Below are 16,322 nucleotides of genomic sequence, written 5' to 3' on the forward strand. Positions count from 1 at the left end.
CCGTTAGCATTAGCATAATACATGAAGGGCTTCGGACCTCCCTTAAACAGATAATTTACCAGAAATACTACATCCGAAACAGTTACCTTGTCATCCCGGTTCGCATTCCCGCACATCGGCTTTAACAACCCAGTTAAACCATTCTCCGATGGCACTAAGGCATATTTTGCAGTAATCAAGGTTGCGGCGCTTGGATTAACCACCTTGAGACTTCCATTATCCACCTTGCGAGCTGTGACCACTATGTTACCCTCATAATGAGCAACCGTATCAGTCGGAACGAACCAGCCAGGCGCAGTCATATACTTGTACAGGGTGTCATCCGGATACCCATCGTTGCTGTTCATGTGAATCGATTTGCTAGACTGCAGAACACCTGCAGCATAAGGTGTTAAGCTGGTGTCGTGAGTGGCGCCTTCATCCCTGGACGAATAATAGAAGTATACTCCCGCGTACTCTGTGGTGTTGCAGACAGTGTCTCCCTTCAAATAGACCAGTTTGTTGGCTGCATCAGTAACACCTATGTTGGCAAAGGAACCATTGGTACACGAAGAAGGTCCAGTAGCATCGATGTCAAGCCCCAGGCCAAAATAGACTGTGGGTAAAGGCGCTGGCTCTGACACAGCACGCCACCAGGATGGCGGCGGATTCTTGTACAGCTTAACGTATTTCACAACCACTTTCTCATTCTCGAAGAAGACATTCTTATCCTCTATAGTCCACCACCACCAGAACCATTCATAAGGTGTGCCTATCCTATGCACCATAGGTGCGTATTTAGCCACGGTCGTGGTTATGCCCCAGGTTGAAAACTCCGGCTGCTGAGTTACCTGCAGATGAGCCTCAGGTAAAAAGTCCTCATGCTGGTACACCTGGGTAGCACCAAGATTATTTCCAGCAGTGTCAATTGTTACCAAAGCTGGTGAGCCATCGAACAGGTAATCTTTTCCATTATAGGTAAGATTAACACCTGCTCCTGCATTTCCGTTGCCCATTTTGCCTGCACTGGAGATCACCAACTTAATCCCGCCGGCGTGGGTATCTACGGTATCGAACTCTTCAGCATAAAAACTGTCGCTGGTCACCACCAGAGCGAATTTCACCCACTGGGTATCCACGTACGTTGCTCCGCCTCCCAGCAAGCCTTGGTTGGAAGCCACTCTGATGCTGTCAAATACGATGGTGTCACTCAGCGGACCCGCATTGTTGAAGGTAACTACCACTTTTTTCGTGCTCCCGCCCTCCTGAATTGAGTCATCGGTAATGCTCAATCCTACATATGTCGCTGTAGGGGCATCCAGCTTGAAGTACAAGGTGGTAGTTCCCGTATTATCCAGCTTCAAGGTGTCGTCCAGAGGAGTGGCATTACTCGTCTTGAGCGAGGGATACTTCCATACCATCGGGTTTATACCCAAGCCAGCAACAGCCGGAATCTGGATGTTGCTCTCCTGGTATCTCAGGTATCGGACCGGGTTTTTCGTACCACTGCCCTGGCCATTGACAAATGCACCTGGATCCAGGTCCATTACATACTGGATATGCAGTAAGCTGTCAACCCTTTCGGCTAAAGAAGCCCAGTTTTCGCTCCTGCAAGCACCTGCGGCACAGTTATTAGTGTGGGTGTTGGTGATATTTATTTTCTGGGACCAGGATAGACCGCCATTAGAAGAAGCAGCCAAGTACAGCTCGGTATTGGTATATCCTTTCGCTGAGGTATCAGCAGGAGGTCCGTCGTACTCGGACCATAGGCAGTAGAGCCAGTTGTGGCGAGGCCCAGCCAAATAATTCACGCCTAAGGTCATCAGGCCTATCGAATACCAGTTCGTGCTCCCGACAACCCAGCTGGCAGAAGAAAGGGAGGTGATCTGCCTTACCCGTTTGTCTGCAGGCAACCCAGAGGAATAATGCCACAGGACTACGTCCCTGCGATAACCAGTGCTATTGCTTGTCCAGATTATATGCAGGTCATCATTATAATCATATGCTGCGGCCCATTCGCCAGTTGGCGTAGTAGTATAACCAGGCCCGTAATTGGTCACGTTGGTGGGAGCGGGGAAAGAGCCTGCGGCTACCCAGTCATCCCCGCCGTTGGTTGACTCGACGTAGTATATATCATCACCGCCGATGACATAGTTATCCCAGACAAAAGCAACTTTTCGGGAAACCGGTGAGGTGATTGGCCCGGAAGTGATACCAGCTTCCTCACCGACATAATAGCCATAATTGCTGGTTGGCTCTACGATGTCGGGATGGATCACGAATACCGGACTTCCCGGGGCCTGACATTTCAGCGAGTCAAAATACGCCCAGCAACGTCCGTAACCGCACGCATTGCCGACGTCAGCCTGCATACTGTAATGAATGTAACGAGGACTGGTAGTATCCTTTTGAACTGCTACCCGGGGCCAGATGCGCTGGCCACCAGACCCGGGGATGGAATCAGGAACGTCGAAAATCCGTAATTCACCCAGTCCCGGGGTGGTCTTCTCCACGTTGACGGTCGTAAATGTTCCGGCGGCTACGTTATGATAGGCCAGAACCTCCCTGCTGTCAGGTAGAATGTCCAGACAGCCGTAACCACCCCTGCCAGTAGTGGCTGAAGCTAACTGACCGTATAGAATTAACCAACCATAAGTAGGAGGGCCACCTTCTACTTTAGAGTTGTAGTGTATATCCCTCAGCCCTGACACAACATCTCCAGCAGTAGGTGAATACATCCAGGTGAAATGTCTTTTGTTGCCATAATCGTTGGCTATCTGCCTGATCATCGAATAATTGGTCTGAAACTCATAATAGGTATAACCGGCTGTGTCTTTGGTGGCAGGTAAGAATAATTCCGGCATCGGGCTGGTTATATACTTGGTCGCGATGTTATACTCGGGCACTGCTATATTCTTGATCCGGCCTGTCATCCTCTGCTCCCTGTCGCTAACCTGAGTCTGCTTCTTTGTGGCCGCCCAAGTCGTAATGCCCAGGACGAAAAAGCAAAGAACAAGCAAGACTATAACTTTTTTAACCATCTTTTGCTCCTTTCTTGGTTTGAAAACCTCCAGGCTTAAATCGGAAAAACGATTAGATAACTTTAAATCACCTCCTTAAACGAGAAGAAAACAAAAATTGTAAACCTCCTTTTGATTTCCTCCTCCGGTTCTAAAGGAAATCAAAGAACTTTTTCAGAGTTAGCTGCGAGTTTTGGGTGTTAGGGGGGAATTTGCAGCTACCTCCTGGCAAGAGGTAATAAAAACCCTCTCTTCCTCAATTTGCGAGTTAGGAATTCGTTATTCTTGCTCTAAGGGAAATAAACCAACCACTTTTCATCCCGCTAAATCTTATAAACGGGATGAAAAGATAAAATCGCTTTTTTTGACTATCTCAGTTACTTTATCGTCAGAAGGGAAAAAAACCGTACGCCTTACGATTAAAAAAAGATTCTCATTTATTCCGGAGAAAACCTTGTTTAGGTTCTGCAGCTCTATTTAACTATAAGGGGCTCAAGCAAGTTTGTCAAGTAAAATATTAAAAAATATGGCGGGGAGTCTGGGACAACTTTAGAACTTTCGTGCTAGAGCCTCATACTTAAGGTGCCCTGAATGCCTGAAAAAGGGAGAGTTTCGGAAGCACGGAACTCCCGACCTGTGATTACTATAGTCGTCATTATCAAGATTCCCATCTTAAACTATATGCTACTCATATATTTATCGTCTGACGTTGGCATTAGCTGGTTGGGTATATCAAGTTTTTGTATGAAAAGTACTTTTACGAAATAGACTATTTCTTAAATCTCATCACTATTCAATGAAAATATACTTACTCAATCCCCCAACCCTTCGCGCCAGATCGGGTTTTATTTTTACACTTAGCCAGAGACTTCGTATACTGTCCTCCAGTAATTATGTCACAAGTATATGTATTATATTCATGTGATGATTTCTTAAATTTCACGATAGCTGGGCGTTTTATTCCAGAGAGTTCCCTTATAGTAATTCTATGGGTATTATTCCGGAAATGGTGTATATAAGCGTCTCGAACATCAGTGTCGGCGACTTTTATCCGAATATGAATAGGGCGGCCGATATTCTTATTGAAGAAAGGCAATGCTTTTGTCGGTATTTGAACTTGTGTGCCACCTAACCCTGTTTCCTTATAGATCTCTAGATAAAACGTCTGTCCGGAAATATTGTCAACTCGCGTTACCTTTTTTAAAGAATTACGAATGTTAATTTTTGCAAACCGAGGTAATATGAAAGGAACCGAAGCGAAGGCAAAATCCATTTTGCTCTTATTACCAACCTTTTTATGTCTTTTATTCCATTTTATTAGTGTTGCCTTTACTTTCTTGAGCCATTCCGAAGATACTTGCTGTATATTGTTCTGATTCAATGGACCCTTCGGGTTTCTAAAGCAATTCCAAATAGATTGAATAGAATCTACGATATCCGAGTCCTTTTCCCTATCAAGCTCAATGATAGCAGTAGTCTCACAGTTGGCATATAGTCCACCGAGGGTAAGATTAGCCGAGCCCAAGAGCACAGTAACATATTTTTCTCCCTCAAATATGACGACCTTCGTATGAAAACAGCATTTTGATGATGAGTCATGAAGAACAAACAGATCCGTTTCCGGGAATGACCTATTGATATATGCTAAAGCGTTAAATGACGTGATACCATTATCGATACCCACAATAAATTCCAGGATCCCTCCAGAATCATAATAGGTCTTAAGTGCTTTACAAATATATGATAGACCATAATCGCTAACAAAAGCCATTAGGAACTTTACATGTTGGAATTTGGCTCTATCCCTATTTAGTGTATTTATAATGATATCACCAACGGGATTGACGCCAGCATACTGATTCAGAATCTCTAATTTCATACAAGCCTCCCAATTTTATTTTTTATTATTTTTTTCAATTAATGACCTTTCAGCTGTTGTGATTTCGTACAATTCAAAAACTAACTCATCAATCTCATCGATGAACCTTTGGACTCTGGATTGTCCTTGCTGGTCTATCTGGCATTTTGACGCTTGAGCTGCTAAGGTAGATAGTCGATTCTTGACAGCTTGTGTTGTCATTGTTATTGGAAACTCATTGAGATGGACAAGTTTTAGTTCAGCAAATAACCTGCCTGCGCGCGGCTGTATTGTCCGAAAATACCAAGTCATTAACTTCGAATTCAATATTGCTGCTACATAGTCCAAATCGACATCTTCTCGGGGAATACATACAAATAGATTATTACTGGAAAAGAATCCCTGTCTATCAACAGCTGCAAGTACATAATCACCAGTTCTTCTGACAAATATTTTGGGATTAACAAAATATTCTATCCTTGCAAGATTCGCATATTCACCTTTCTTCCTATCGATAATACTATGGTCGTAGTTGACATACTTACCAGACCAGGCTAAACGAAAAGGCTGAATTTCATTTCTACCAAATATCAAAGGCCTGCAGCAGTTATTGATTTTAGAATCCAAGAATAACTTATGCCTTATATTCCCAGAGTGTATCCCTTCATGACTATGAAATAGCTCATTGAAACGTAAAGCTTTTGCCTCGATTTTGCTTTTCAACTGTTCTGAAGTCGGGTCCCAGAAAAGATTAAATTTGAAGTCCTTATTATCTAAAAAATATTGCTGAGGGATGTTGGAAGATTTAACAAGGGTTCCAGCTTGCCCAACACCCGCGGTCGAAGTCAAGATGGCGTTCTGTCGTCGGATATTTTCAACGTCTTCACTTACTCCTATGATTGTGCAAGAATCTAAATTGACTGCCCCAAACGGCATTCCCCAGAAAATTATTCTTGATATTCTGTACCTATCTAGAATATATTTTCTGGTCGTGGGATAAGCCTTTAACAAGACTATATCAGGTAATATCATTGAAAATATGCCAACGTCGTGCAGAAGCTGTGTTCCCTTTTCTATAAATAATGCGAATGAGTCTATTATTCCTCTTGCAACGGCAAATCGCATCCTGAAATATGCTTTATCCTCTTTTGAAAATGGAATACCCCAAGGTGGGTTACCTATGACAATATCAAAACCCCCCTTCTCTTGGAATATCTCAGCAAAATGAAGCCCCCACAGAAAAAATGGCTTCGCATTAGCTTTCCTAAATCGAATGATGTCCTTCAGCTTTTCTGTCTTTTTATTTTCCTTTAGCGTTGCCTCGACCAACTCCCAGGTTAGTTCTTCTATCTCATTCTTTAGCCTGTCCTTTTCTTTCTTTTGTGCAATCTCGAAAAACTGTGACATCTTTTTCAAGAGTTTGGTCGCTTTCTGCTGTGCTTCACTCGGCTTAAATATGCCAAGCGAACCCTGATCGGATATTGATGGATTGTTGTAGCTTCTAAGTTGTCTATCTATATCGCCCAGTCGCCTTTGTAGCTCAGTCTTCTTTACCAGTGTGAGCTTGTTCTTGCTGTGCAGTTCTAAATACTCTTTTTGAAGTACACTCTGTCTGGCTTTAGTCGCTTCCATTTCTTTCGTTACATCTACTGGCCTCTTTAAGAAGCGCTCATCAATTAGTTTTATCCCTTCATACTCTTCAAGCAGGCTATTACCCTGCATGATCTTGTAATCAAGGTTAGGTAATGGCTTTATACTTTTGATATCTTCTTCCTCGACAACAAGTGATAGCCATAGACGAAGCTTAGCAATCTCGACTGCACCAGGGTCAATATCAACACCATAGAGACAGTTCTGAATCGCATGCCGCTTGAAATCATATACCGAACGATCATGAGCTCCGTCCAAATAGCTTGTCAGGGCAGTCCTGGTGCGTACGATTTCATTCATCATGCCTACCAAGAATGCACCAGAGCCAACTGCTGGATCACAAACCCGAACTGCGGAAAGCTTATCGTCAATAACTCCTGCGTTATCTCTAACAGTCTGTGGCAGTTTAAACAGGTATGTTTTTGTTTCTCTGCCTTTATGTGATATATGAGCATCATGCTCGATTACCGTCTCTCCATACTTGATAAGTGTTTCAATATCTTGGCGAGTTACACGACCCTTAAGCTTTGTTTCCAGATGGCTGATTAGACTTTCTTGGCACATATAGTGAACGATTTCACGTGGTGTATAGTAGGTGCCTTTAGACTTCCGGTCTTTGACTTCTAACAGGTTCTCAAATACTTTACCAAGCATCTCAGGATCAACCGCCACTTCCTTTTCAAGGGGTTCGTCTTCTTTTACTGTAAAGTTATATCGATCGAAAATATCAAGAATACCCGCGCCGATGTCGCCCTCGGAAGTCTTGTTCTTATTGGAGAATAGGGCGTCGGGAAGACATATGTCCGTGTGAATCCAGTCATAATCATTGATCGGGTCAAACAAACCGCCATTTAAGAATGGAATCTTGCAGTTGAACCGGTCGGAGTAATCGTCCGTTCGAGGGACTGCAAGAGTATTATAGAATAATGGCTCTAGAATATCGTTGAAGAAATTGCCATAACTGGCGACTTGCTTATCAAAAAGAAGCCGAAGAAAGTTCTTTGGTCCGGTACCCCAATCAGCGTCCCTGGCAACACCAAACCATCCTTTTTTCTGTAAAAAATATAGAAAGACAATCTGTCCCAAAAGCTTTTTGGAAAAGTCAACTGTATTTACACCTTTGGCTTCAAAATCGGCTTTGACTTTGCTGAATTTTGAGACCACGTTATCCAGCTCTTCTTTGGTCCACAAAAAGAGGTCGCGGTATTTCCCGAAGAATTCCTTGGTAGCTTTTTCAATGTTGAAGGCTTCTTCAAGCTCTTCAAGTGTGGGATTGTGGTCATCATCTGCGATGATCGGAACTAAGCGACTTTTGGCAGTGTGGCTGTTTTCGTTTGCGCCAACTAAAAACGACCATCTCCGAGCCGGAGTAAACTCCTCTTTTACCTTGACCTTGCCGTCTTTACCTTCTTCAAAGCGGTAGTCCATTTTAACCAGAGAAAACCGCCAGTCCTCATTGTTAGGAGACACAAATGCTACCAAGGCGGCATCTTTTAATTCTCCACCACGACTTCCATTCAGATACCGCGCAATAAAATTCCTTTGCATAGTGCGAGCCCTTTCAATGGAAGTCTCCTTTTTAAGCTTCACGATCAAAATGTCAATCTTATGCTCGCCATCTGTATATTTGCCAATTCTCTCCAGCAAGCTGACGTGTTGCTCATATGCATCAGGAATTAAATTGCCTTTGTAGGAAAAAGGTGCTTCTTCAACATGATTGAGAAGGTTTTTAGTAAAAGCAGTGAATTTGCCTTTATCAAAAGGATTCTCAAAGGTATTTTTTACGATAGCTCGTGCCTGTTCTTTGTCCATATTCATTCGCCGGTTAAATACAACGACAGAATAACCTCACGCTTGCCCAAAACTGTGGGAATCTGTTCGGCATAGTGCCCCTCTAAAAGACGCACGGGTATATGGGTTTGAAGCGTAGCCAAAACTTTTAAAGGGTTCTTCAGGTCTTGCTTTAATCTGTTAAGCGCCTTTAAAGTCTCTTTAGAGGTTTGCTTGGGCAAGCCGCCTTCCTCAAGCTGGGTGATTACTTTTTTCAGATATAGTTCCTGTTCATCAGTCAATTGTTGGGTGTTTTTCATTGTGGCTTTGAGAATCTTAAGAACATTGAATGCGCTGTCTCTACCACGTCTAGGTTGCGGTTCTACCATCTCTTCTGTGGTGGCAAAGATAAAGGCTTCTTTATTTTTATCTAAAAGCTCATAATACTTTTCAGGAAGTTTTTGTTTTTTGTCTTCCGGACCACTTTCCAGCAGTTTTGCTGCAGTAAGAAAGTCAAGCTCTTGCGAATCTTTGACGCTTTGAGCCATGAAAAACTTCTGCAGTTTTCCGCGTCGGAAGTAGGTCACAAGCGATCCTTTGGTATCGTCTCTTTGCTTTGCAGTTCGGGCTTTCCTGGGCAGACGCTTGATTTTGTCAAAAAGTTCTGGCTCTTTTTCGCGGATGTTCTTGATCATCTGAAGATATTTTAGCTCGCTTTCTTCGGTCTCATCTTCGCCGGTAACCGTTTTTTTGGATACTAAGCGGTCAAAAAGCTCATGTGAGCCGATGGGTTCGCCCTCGGTTAAAAGTGCGGCATCGCCTCCGAGCAAAGTCAAGAAAGCGTTTATTTTTGCTATCGCTACTTCTTTAAGTTTAATCTGGTCGTTGGATTGTTTGGTGGGGAAAAAGTTGAATGTGTAAATCTTATCAAACTTCGTATCCACGCGGTTGATGCGACCTACTCTTTGCATCAGGCGAGTCGGGTTCCAGGGAATATCATAGTTGATAACCACATTGGAGCGGTGTAAATTTACACCCTCTGATAAGATTTCAGTGGAGACCAGAATCCGGTAATCATCTTTAGGATGACGAGCTCGGGCGTCAAAATTCTCAATCACCTTGTCCCGGGTGGCTTCGCTTGATCCTCCGGTATAACATAGCGTTGTGTTGGGGAATTCTTTATCTAAGTTTGTCAACAGGTATTCGGCGGTCTCCTTTGATTCGGTGAAGATGATAAGTTTATTCTGTTTAAGAAGCTGCCTTTTCGAGAGTTCATTTACAAACTTAAGGAGTTTTGGGTCCCGAGTAACTTTTTGCCATAACGCTTTCACTTGGTTCAAGATGTCAAAATCACTTTTCAGGTCTTTTATGAAATCATCCCTAAAAGCCTTGCTGTTGTACTCTTCAGCTTTGCCTTCATCAATCAGGCGCTGAATCGCCTCGTCATCATCGTTTTCCAGCAGTTCAAATATCTTATTTGTGTATTCTTTGCTGACATAGACAGTTCCTTTTTCAAATTGTTTGATGAACATATCATAGGAGTAGATGAATCGATCAACCGAGTTCTTAAAAGCAAAGAAACTGCTCTCCAGTCTTTTCACTAAAAGAATTCTCATAAACTTGCCCATGTTTTCTTGCGCCAGGCGTGTTGGCTGGTCAGTTTCACCTTTGTAGTACTTAGGTAAAAAGGGTGTGTATCGGGCGTATTTGAATTTATGGGCAACAAGCTCAATAGTCTTGTTAAAAGTTTTGTCTTCCTCATCATTTAGTTCGTAAAACAACGGCTCAGGCTTTTCCACATCTGGGAATTTAAATCCTTGTTTTTTCAAATCCTCCGAAAAGTATTTTGCGATTTCGGTTCTGGTGCGTCGAACCATCAAATATTTTAAAACTCTTTCGCGAATCGCTTTAGCATTTTCTTTTACAGTCTCAATGTATTCTGCATAATCGCGCTGACGATCCAAATTATTAAGTTTCTTTTCGAGTCCATTAAAGAACCCTTCCAGGTCGGGGACATTGGGGATGGTGCTTTTCTTTGCTTTTTGAAAAAGCTTGATCTGGCTCAAAATGTCTTTGGGAGAATTGTTGTAGGGCGTTGCGGTTACAAGAATCACCCTTTTGCCACGGCAGATTTCTGCCAGTTTTTCGTAGGTGATATTGGTCTCTGTCCTGAAACGATGAGCTTCGTCTATAATAATGTTTTTGTATTTTTCAGTCCCTCTATCAATGATGTCGTCCAGCTTTCCCAGCGATTCAGAATCTGCGTGCTCTTTAAAGCCGGAGAAAACATTGGGCCAGGAGCCTGGATTATTTTTGTCCAGTAGCACCGGAGGAGCAATCACCAAAGTCCTACCATCAAGCTGACCAGCAAGCATGGTTGCAATGTAGGTTTTTCCAGTACCAACTACATCCGAGACAAAAACTCCGCCATATTCCTCAAGGATTTTTTTGGCGTTTAAGACTGCTTGCTCTTGATACAGAAGCTCCATAAAATCCTGTGGCACATACTTGCGATAAACTTCTTGAGCCTCACCCAATTCATCTTTGAAGTATTCATACAGGAACTTGAGATAAAGCTGGTATGGAGTGATGTTTGGATTGAGCCATGTCTTTTCTTCTATGGTTTGAATACATTTTTCACTGACATCAACTGAATCCTTCCAGAGTTCTTCGAATTTTTGCTTAGCAAATTCATAATCCGCACGGTTTTTCAATTCAACATTAAGCTCAAGATTATCAACTAACCCGGCCTGGGTAAAATTGCTGGAGCCGGTAATAATCCTACCAACATCTCTGTCGCCTTCTGCAAAAGTCATAATATAGACTTTGGCGTGAATATTTTGCGAAGGATATGCCCTTATTTCTAATTTTTTGCTTTTTACCCACTCGATAAATTTAACAATGCCCTCTTCTACTTTGTGGTTATCTTCGGAGTCTTCTAATTCTTTTTCAACAAGACATTGGAATTCTTGTTTTGTTTCGGCATGAGAAAACTGAAGCGATTGCTGGCTCTCTTTTGAGGTGGTTTTTAACAAGTCATAGGTTTCTCTGCTGGTGCTTATGCCGATGAGAATTCTAATTTTCTCAGTTTTTTCCAATGATTTATAGAGTGAGTAGAAGCCGCTCGAGTAAAAATAGCCTACCAAAACATCAAAAAACTTAGTGTCTTTGATAAGCACTTGAAATCTATCCAAAAGATTTCTATTTTTTTCGTTGGTAATAAAGGTTAAATCAGTATTCATAATCCCTTTATCCCTTAGATGAATCACCCGCGTTTTTCTATAATACTACCGCTGTACGCACCTCGAATAGTCTCTGAGTCTGACGATTATAGTATATGAAGTTTTTTGATATAGTCAATCAAATTAAGTCATAGGGATATGAAATCTTTGCTGCCCTACCGAGCTTCCAGCTAGATGAAGGCATATAGGCAAGGGTCTATTTTCTTTTTGGCAAAAACCCATGACTTACAGTGTCACAAAAATATGATTGACTTTCCCTGATGACATTAATACTATCAAGCTAGGGAAAAAATGTAACAATGTGCAGATATCTGAATTGTCACCAAGTTATAACTTGGAGGTGTTCGCAGCTTACTTCTGAGTTTGTTCTGCACCCGCCTAGCTAGTGATGGTTTGCAAAGGCAACCAAGTCTAGCCAGAACCTCAACGGAGAAGAAAAAGTGATTAATGATATAGCTCTCAAACATTTTGATGAACTCTGGTCATTGTTTGACAGAGTAATGCTTGGTTTTCTGGGCTCGGATTTTCTAATTGAGCCCTTCAGACAGTTTTTCTCACGCAGTTTTGTAGAGCAGCTAACGGAGGAAAAAGCTAAAAACAACCTGCATATCCAGCTCTTAGAATGGGGAAGGATTGAACAAAGTGAATATGAAATTGAAATTATAGAGACCCTTGAACTACCGGATGGCACAAAATATGAGAAGACCCAATTCAAAGACCCCAAAGTAAGATGGGCAAGGAATTTCATTCTCACAGCGTTTTACAATTTGTGTTGCTTAGCAGCTCATAAGGTGACCATAGAAGAATTGATTTTTTCAGCTTATAAGGATATAAATAAATCCAAGACCGACAGAAAGGATATAAAAGCATTTTACAAACTTATAGGAATAAGCAATTCATTCCTTCTATCAGAATGGGCACAAGACATAGTCGAGAAGGCAATAGCAAATAGTGACAAGGATTTCTTCAGAGGAATGACAAGATGGCTAAATGAAGATACACCCTCAAAGAAATTTGACACTGCCAGCACCTGGCTAGGCACAACCTTACTCTGGTACCTGGGAGGCAAAGACCTTCTCAGGCGTGAGTTTATGCTTCTACTTAAGCAAAAGGGGATACTTTCTCCTCAGATGCAAGAGCTTTCTTTCAATGCTATTCTCTCCAAGTTACACTTATTTAAGAACTTAGATATAACCAAATAATCCCTCTTTTTTGTTTTAACACCTTTTTCCCAATCCCTGTATTCTTCTCTCGTGAAAACGAGAGAGCATCTCATAGAAAAAACAGTTGAGGTGTTTCAGCCTCTTTATGATCATCCTCTGAAAGAGGAAGATGCTCTTGAGATAATATTTTCTGTTACTGAATATTTTGAGACTTTGATAGGCATAGATTCTCAGCGAACTTTAATAGAAGAGGAGAAGTGTGAACATGACACAGGATAGAATAGATATGAGGAAACCCTTGGTCACCATAAAGGTGTTTAAAGATGCTGGTAGCTTGAAGGCCTTTGCTGATCTTACCCTGCCCACGAAGTTTGGAGAGATCACAATCCACCGGTTTAAAGTTCTTCAGGATGGTGACAAGAGACCCTGGGTAGCTTTTCCTCAGATAGCCTATGATAAACTATTGGCGACTCATTACTGGCCCTTATTAGTGGTCTCTGAGAAGTTGGAAAGGAAGATCAAGGGATGGATAATAGGAGAATACAGAAAAGCTATAAAAGAGAAGTGATTTGCCCTGTCCCAAGTTGGCCACTCTTGGGCAGGGAGGCATACGGCGGGGAGTGGGGGAAGGGCTCTGTCTTCCCCCGCCGGAGCCTGGGACAATCGGGACCCAGATTGATTTATCAATCTGGGGGATTGTCCCAAAAGTGGCCCCGAAGGGTCTTGAAGCTTGCGGAACTTGCAGCTTGCTTAAAGGTTTGGGAAGGTATGGTAAGGTCTATATGCAATGTCTTAATAGTTCACTTGATCATTATCAAATAACTGTAAAGCACCAATGATAGAAGCATACTCAAATTTGAACTTGGAAAAAAGAGAATTGGATCAGTCTTCGGTCAAACCTCAAAGACCTGATCCCAGGTCCCGCTATTTCACACAGGAGGAAATCCAAGTCAGAGATAAAATACTGCCTTTATTACAAGGAGGTAACCTGATTAAGGAAGCATCCAGATTCTCTGAGTGCGGGGTTGGATATATAGTGTTAAAATGTGAAAATGAAGAACATCACCATACGGTCAGATTCGGCCTTAGCTTCCATTGTGAACTGAGGATTTGCACTCGCTGTAGCCGAAAACGGGCCAGTCAAGTCCGTAAAGAAATAGGTGTTATTCTGAAACATGTTCCTAAAACCAAGACTCATAAATTCTGTTTGCTTACTCTAACTCAAAATATGTCAAAAGACCAGTTGTTGACACCGGAGTCCCTACGTCAGTTCAACAAAAATTTCAGGACTTTGATTAATCACTTTTATCTTAAGAAAAAGCAATGTGGTGCCATAGCTACTCTGGAGATAGGGAAAGGTTTCAATATACATGCTCATATATTAGTTTATGGCCCTTACATACCGCAGAAAGCTATCTCAGAAAAGTGGCTGGAGATCACAGGCGATAGCTACATTGTTGACATTCGGATGGTCAGAGATCAAAATGTGGTCGTAAGCTATTTAACCAAATACATTTCAAAGCCGCCCTCATTTGCAGAGCCTAACGATTATATTCTTTATCTTAAGGCAATCAAACGCATAAGACGCTTGCACCGATTTGGTATCCTGTATGGATTCAAGGTGGAAACCAGAAAGCCTCTGCTATGCCCTTACTGTGGCGGTAGGCTACGCTATGAAGGGATTACGAGTCTTTTTATTAATGATCGGTTTTGTCAGGACTATTGGGAAGCCCTTAATTCAATCAAGGTCAGTATGAACTAAGGCTCGGAGTGTAAACAAACCTTATGAAAGGAGGTGAAACCTGTGGTTGATTTTAGAGGAAAACTGACTGTAAAAGAGTTAGCCAAAATATTGGAAGTTGACCCGGATACAATTAGAAACTGGTCTAACCAGAAAAAGATCAGATGCTATAGACATCCTGTCAACAATTACAGACTATTTGACCTCGAAGAGGTAAGGAAAGACCTTGACTTGAACAGCAGTAATTCTATATCTTCCAGCTCACAAGTCAAGGAGTTGAAGCCATGAAAAAAGCAGTGATGTACGCTCGGGTATCTTCAAAAGACCAGGAGAGGGAGGGGTATTCGATACCTGCCCAGCTTGAGCTTTTGCAGGAGTTTGCCAAAAAAGAAGGTTATCAGGTAGTCTCTGAGTTTGTGGATGTTGAAAGCGCCAAAGAGCCAGGGCGTGCACAATTTGTAGAAATGGTGAAATTCCTAAAGAAGAACCTCTGCACTATTTTGGTTGAAAAGACAGATAGGCTGTATAGGAATTTCAGAGATGCGCTCACTTTAAGAGACTTGAAGGTAGATATAAGATTTGTAAAGCAGGGTCTTTCCCTGGGTCCTGAATCAAAATCTTCAGACAAGTTTACGCATAATATACATGTGGCTGTGGCGGAACTTTATATTGACAATCTATCTGAGGAGGTCAGAAAGGGCTTAACACAAAAAGCCAATCAAGGTATTTACCCTGGTGGGCTGGTCCCCATAGGTTATTATAAAGAAAATGGAAAGATCAAGGTTAACTTTGAATTAGCTGCCAAAATAAAACGTATTTTTGAGCTTTATTCTACAGGTGACTATTCAGTCACCGCTGTTCATTGTGAAGCTAAGAATGTAGGCTTAAGGTATCCAAGAAGTGGCAAGTTTGTTAGCAGAAGTAAGATCGAAAGGATGTTAAAGAAGCCATTCTATTGTGGTAAATTCACCTGGCAGGGCTTAGTGTATCAAGGCGATCATCCGCAGATTGTATCCCCCGAGCTATTCAATAAAGTTCAGGAAGTATTCAAGAGCAGGAATAAACCTGCCTATAGTAGCCATAATTTTCCTTTTATCGGTTTAATGAGATGTGGTGAATGTGGACATTCGATCACTGCAGAGACAAAGAAAGGGAAATATGTTTATTATCACTGCACCGGGTATGGTGGAAAGTGCAAGCCCGTTTATTGCAATCAGGACACTATAGACAGGCAATTTGCAGGGATCATAAGAGGAATTACCATTCCGTCAGGTCTCCATGATTATCTTAAGGAATGTCTTGAATATACTCTAAAAACAAAGAAGATAGAAGCAGCCAGGCAGAGGGACGTCTTGGAATCTCAAAGGGCTAAGACAGAGACTAGGCTTAAGAAAGCCTATTCAGAGAAACTTGAGGGGAAGATCACAGAGGATTTCTGGAAGTCTATTTATCAGGACGGACAGACAGAGTTAGGAGAAATAAACTATAGTCTACAACAGCTACAGTCAAATCCAGACCTAAGCTACGATTTGGCCCAGAAAGCTATCGAACTATCTTATCATGCTGAATCTCTTTACCTTAGGGCAGAACCCGAGGACAAGAGGAAATTACTGAAATCGGTGCTATCGAACTGCGAGTTAAAGGGGGAAACTCTTTATCCCACATATAAAAAGCCCTTCGACATTCTGTCAAAAGGACATGAACCTAATCAATGGCGGAGAGGCCGGGATTCGAACCCGGGGAACGGTTTTACCCGTTCAACTGCTTAGCAGGCAGCTGCCTTCAGCCATCTCGGCCACCTCTCCGGGAAATACAGTTTGGAGTTTGTTTGTTTGGAGTTTGGAGACCACTCAACCCCACAACACCTAACTCAAGGTTTAGGAGTCTACAAGTTTAAGA

The 16,322-nt window shown here is 42.2% G+C and carries 9 protein-coding genes and 1 tRNA gene; 5 read left to right on the forward strand and 5 right to left on the reverse strand.

All coding sequences use genetic code 11. The features are described from left to right. The 4 genes from MUP17_02075 to MUP17_02090 all read right to left on the reverse strand — a co-directional run. Nucleotides 1–3,020 (reverse strand): hypothetical protein (locus MUP17_02075; protein MCJ7457762.1); only part of this gene is annotated, 3,020 nt, incomplete at its 3' end. Nucleotides 3,021–3,807: 787 nt separating this feature from the next. Further along, complete coding sequence (locus tag MUP17_02080; GenBank protein MCJ7457763.1) at nt 3,808–4,878, reverse strand: phospholipase D-like domain-containing protein; 1,071 nt, start codon at nt 4,876–4,878, stop codon at nt 3,808–3,810. Between the two features lie 15 nt (nt 4,879–4,893). Then, nucleotides 4,894–8,319: a hypothetical protein gene (locus MUP17_02085; protein ID MCJ7457764.1), complete on the reverse strand. Its 3,426-nt coding sequence runs from the start codon at nt 8,317–8,319 to the stop codon at nt 4,894–4,896. 2 nt (nt 8,320–8,321) lie between these two features. After that, on the reverse strand, nt 8,322–11,519 hold the full coding sequence (locus MUP17_02090; protein MCJ7457765.1) for a phospholipase D-like domain-containing protein: 3,198 nt from the start codon (nt 11,517–11,519) through the stop codon (nt 8,322–8,324). Nucleotides 11,520–11,959: 440 nt separating this feature from the next. Between MUP17_02090 and MUP17_02095 the strand changes: the two genes are divergently transcribed. From MUP17_02095 to MUP17_02115, 5 genes are all read left to right on the forward strand, one after another. Then, complete coding sequence (locus MUP17_02095; protein ID MCJ7457766.1) at nt 11,960–12,721, forward strand: hypothetical protein; 762 nt, start codon at nt 11,960–11,962, stop codon at nt 12,719–12,721. 90 nt (nt 12,722–12,811) lie between these two features. Then, the gene (locus tag MUP17_02100; GenBank protein MCJ7457767.1) at nt 12,812–12,961 is read left to right on the forward strand and encodes a hypothetical protein; all 150 of its coding nucleotides are present in this window, start codon (nt 12,812–12,814) and stop codon (nt 12,959–12,961) included. Continuing rightward, complete coding sequence (locus MUP17_02105) at nt 12,948–13,250, forward strand: hypothetical protein (GenBank protein MCJ7457768.1); 303 nt, start codon at nt 12,948–12,950, stop codon at nt 13,248–13,250. The genes MUP17_02100 and MUP17_02105 overlap by 14 nt, the downstream gene beginning before the upstream one ends. A 267-nt stretch (nt 13,251–13,517) precedes the next feature. Beyond that, a complete protein-coding gene (locus MUP17_02110; protein MCJ7457769.1) occupies nt 13,518–14,444 on the forward strand; it encodes a protein rep in 927 nt (308 codons plus the stop codon). A gap of 42 nt (nt 14,445–14,486) precedes the next feature. Next, nucleotides 14,487–14,711, forward strand: coding sequence for a helix-turn-helix domain-containing protein (locus MUP17_02115; GenBank protein MCJ7457770.1), 225 nt, complete (start codon nt 14,487–14,489; stop codon nt 14,709–14,711). Between the two features lie 1,424 nt (nt 14,712–16,135). Here MUP17_02115 and MUP17_02120 read toward each other — a convergent pair. Beyond that, a tRNA-Ser gene (locus MUP17_02120) sits at nt 16,136–16,228 on the reverse strand. Nucleotides 16,229–16,322 lie beyond the last annotated feature (94 nt).

The sequence above is a fragment of the Candidatus Zixiibacteriota bacterium genome, assembly GCA_022865345.1.
Taxonomy (GTDB): Bacteria; Zixibacteria; MSB-5A5; order MSB-5A5; family RBG-16-43-9; genus RBG-16-43-9.

What these genes read in the sequence shown, in the direction of transcription:
- MUP17_02080 (MCJ7457763.1), bottom strand. Translation starts at nt 4,878, where the DNA reads ATGAAATTAGAGATTCTGAATCAGTATGCTGGCGTCAATCCCGTTGGT.
- MUP17_02085 (MCJ7457764.1), bottom strand. Translation starts at nt 8,319, where the DNA reads ATGGACAAAGAACAGGCACGAGCTATCGTAAAAAATACCTTTGAGAAT.
- MUP17_02090 (MCJ7457765.1), bottom strand. Translation starts at nt 11,519, where the DNA reads ATGAATACTGATTTAACCTTTATTACCAACGAAAAAAATAGAAATCTT.
- MUP17_02105 (MCJ7457768.1), top strand. Translation starts at nt 12,948, where the DNA reads ATGACACAGGATAGAATAGATATGAGGAAACCCTTGGTCACCATAAAG.
- MUP17_02110 (MCJ7457769.1), top strand. Translation starts at nt 13,518, where the DNA reads ATGATAGAAGCATACTCAAATTTGAACTTGGAAAAAAGAGAATTGGAT.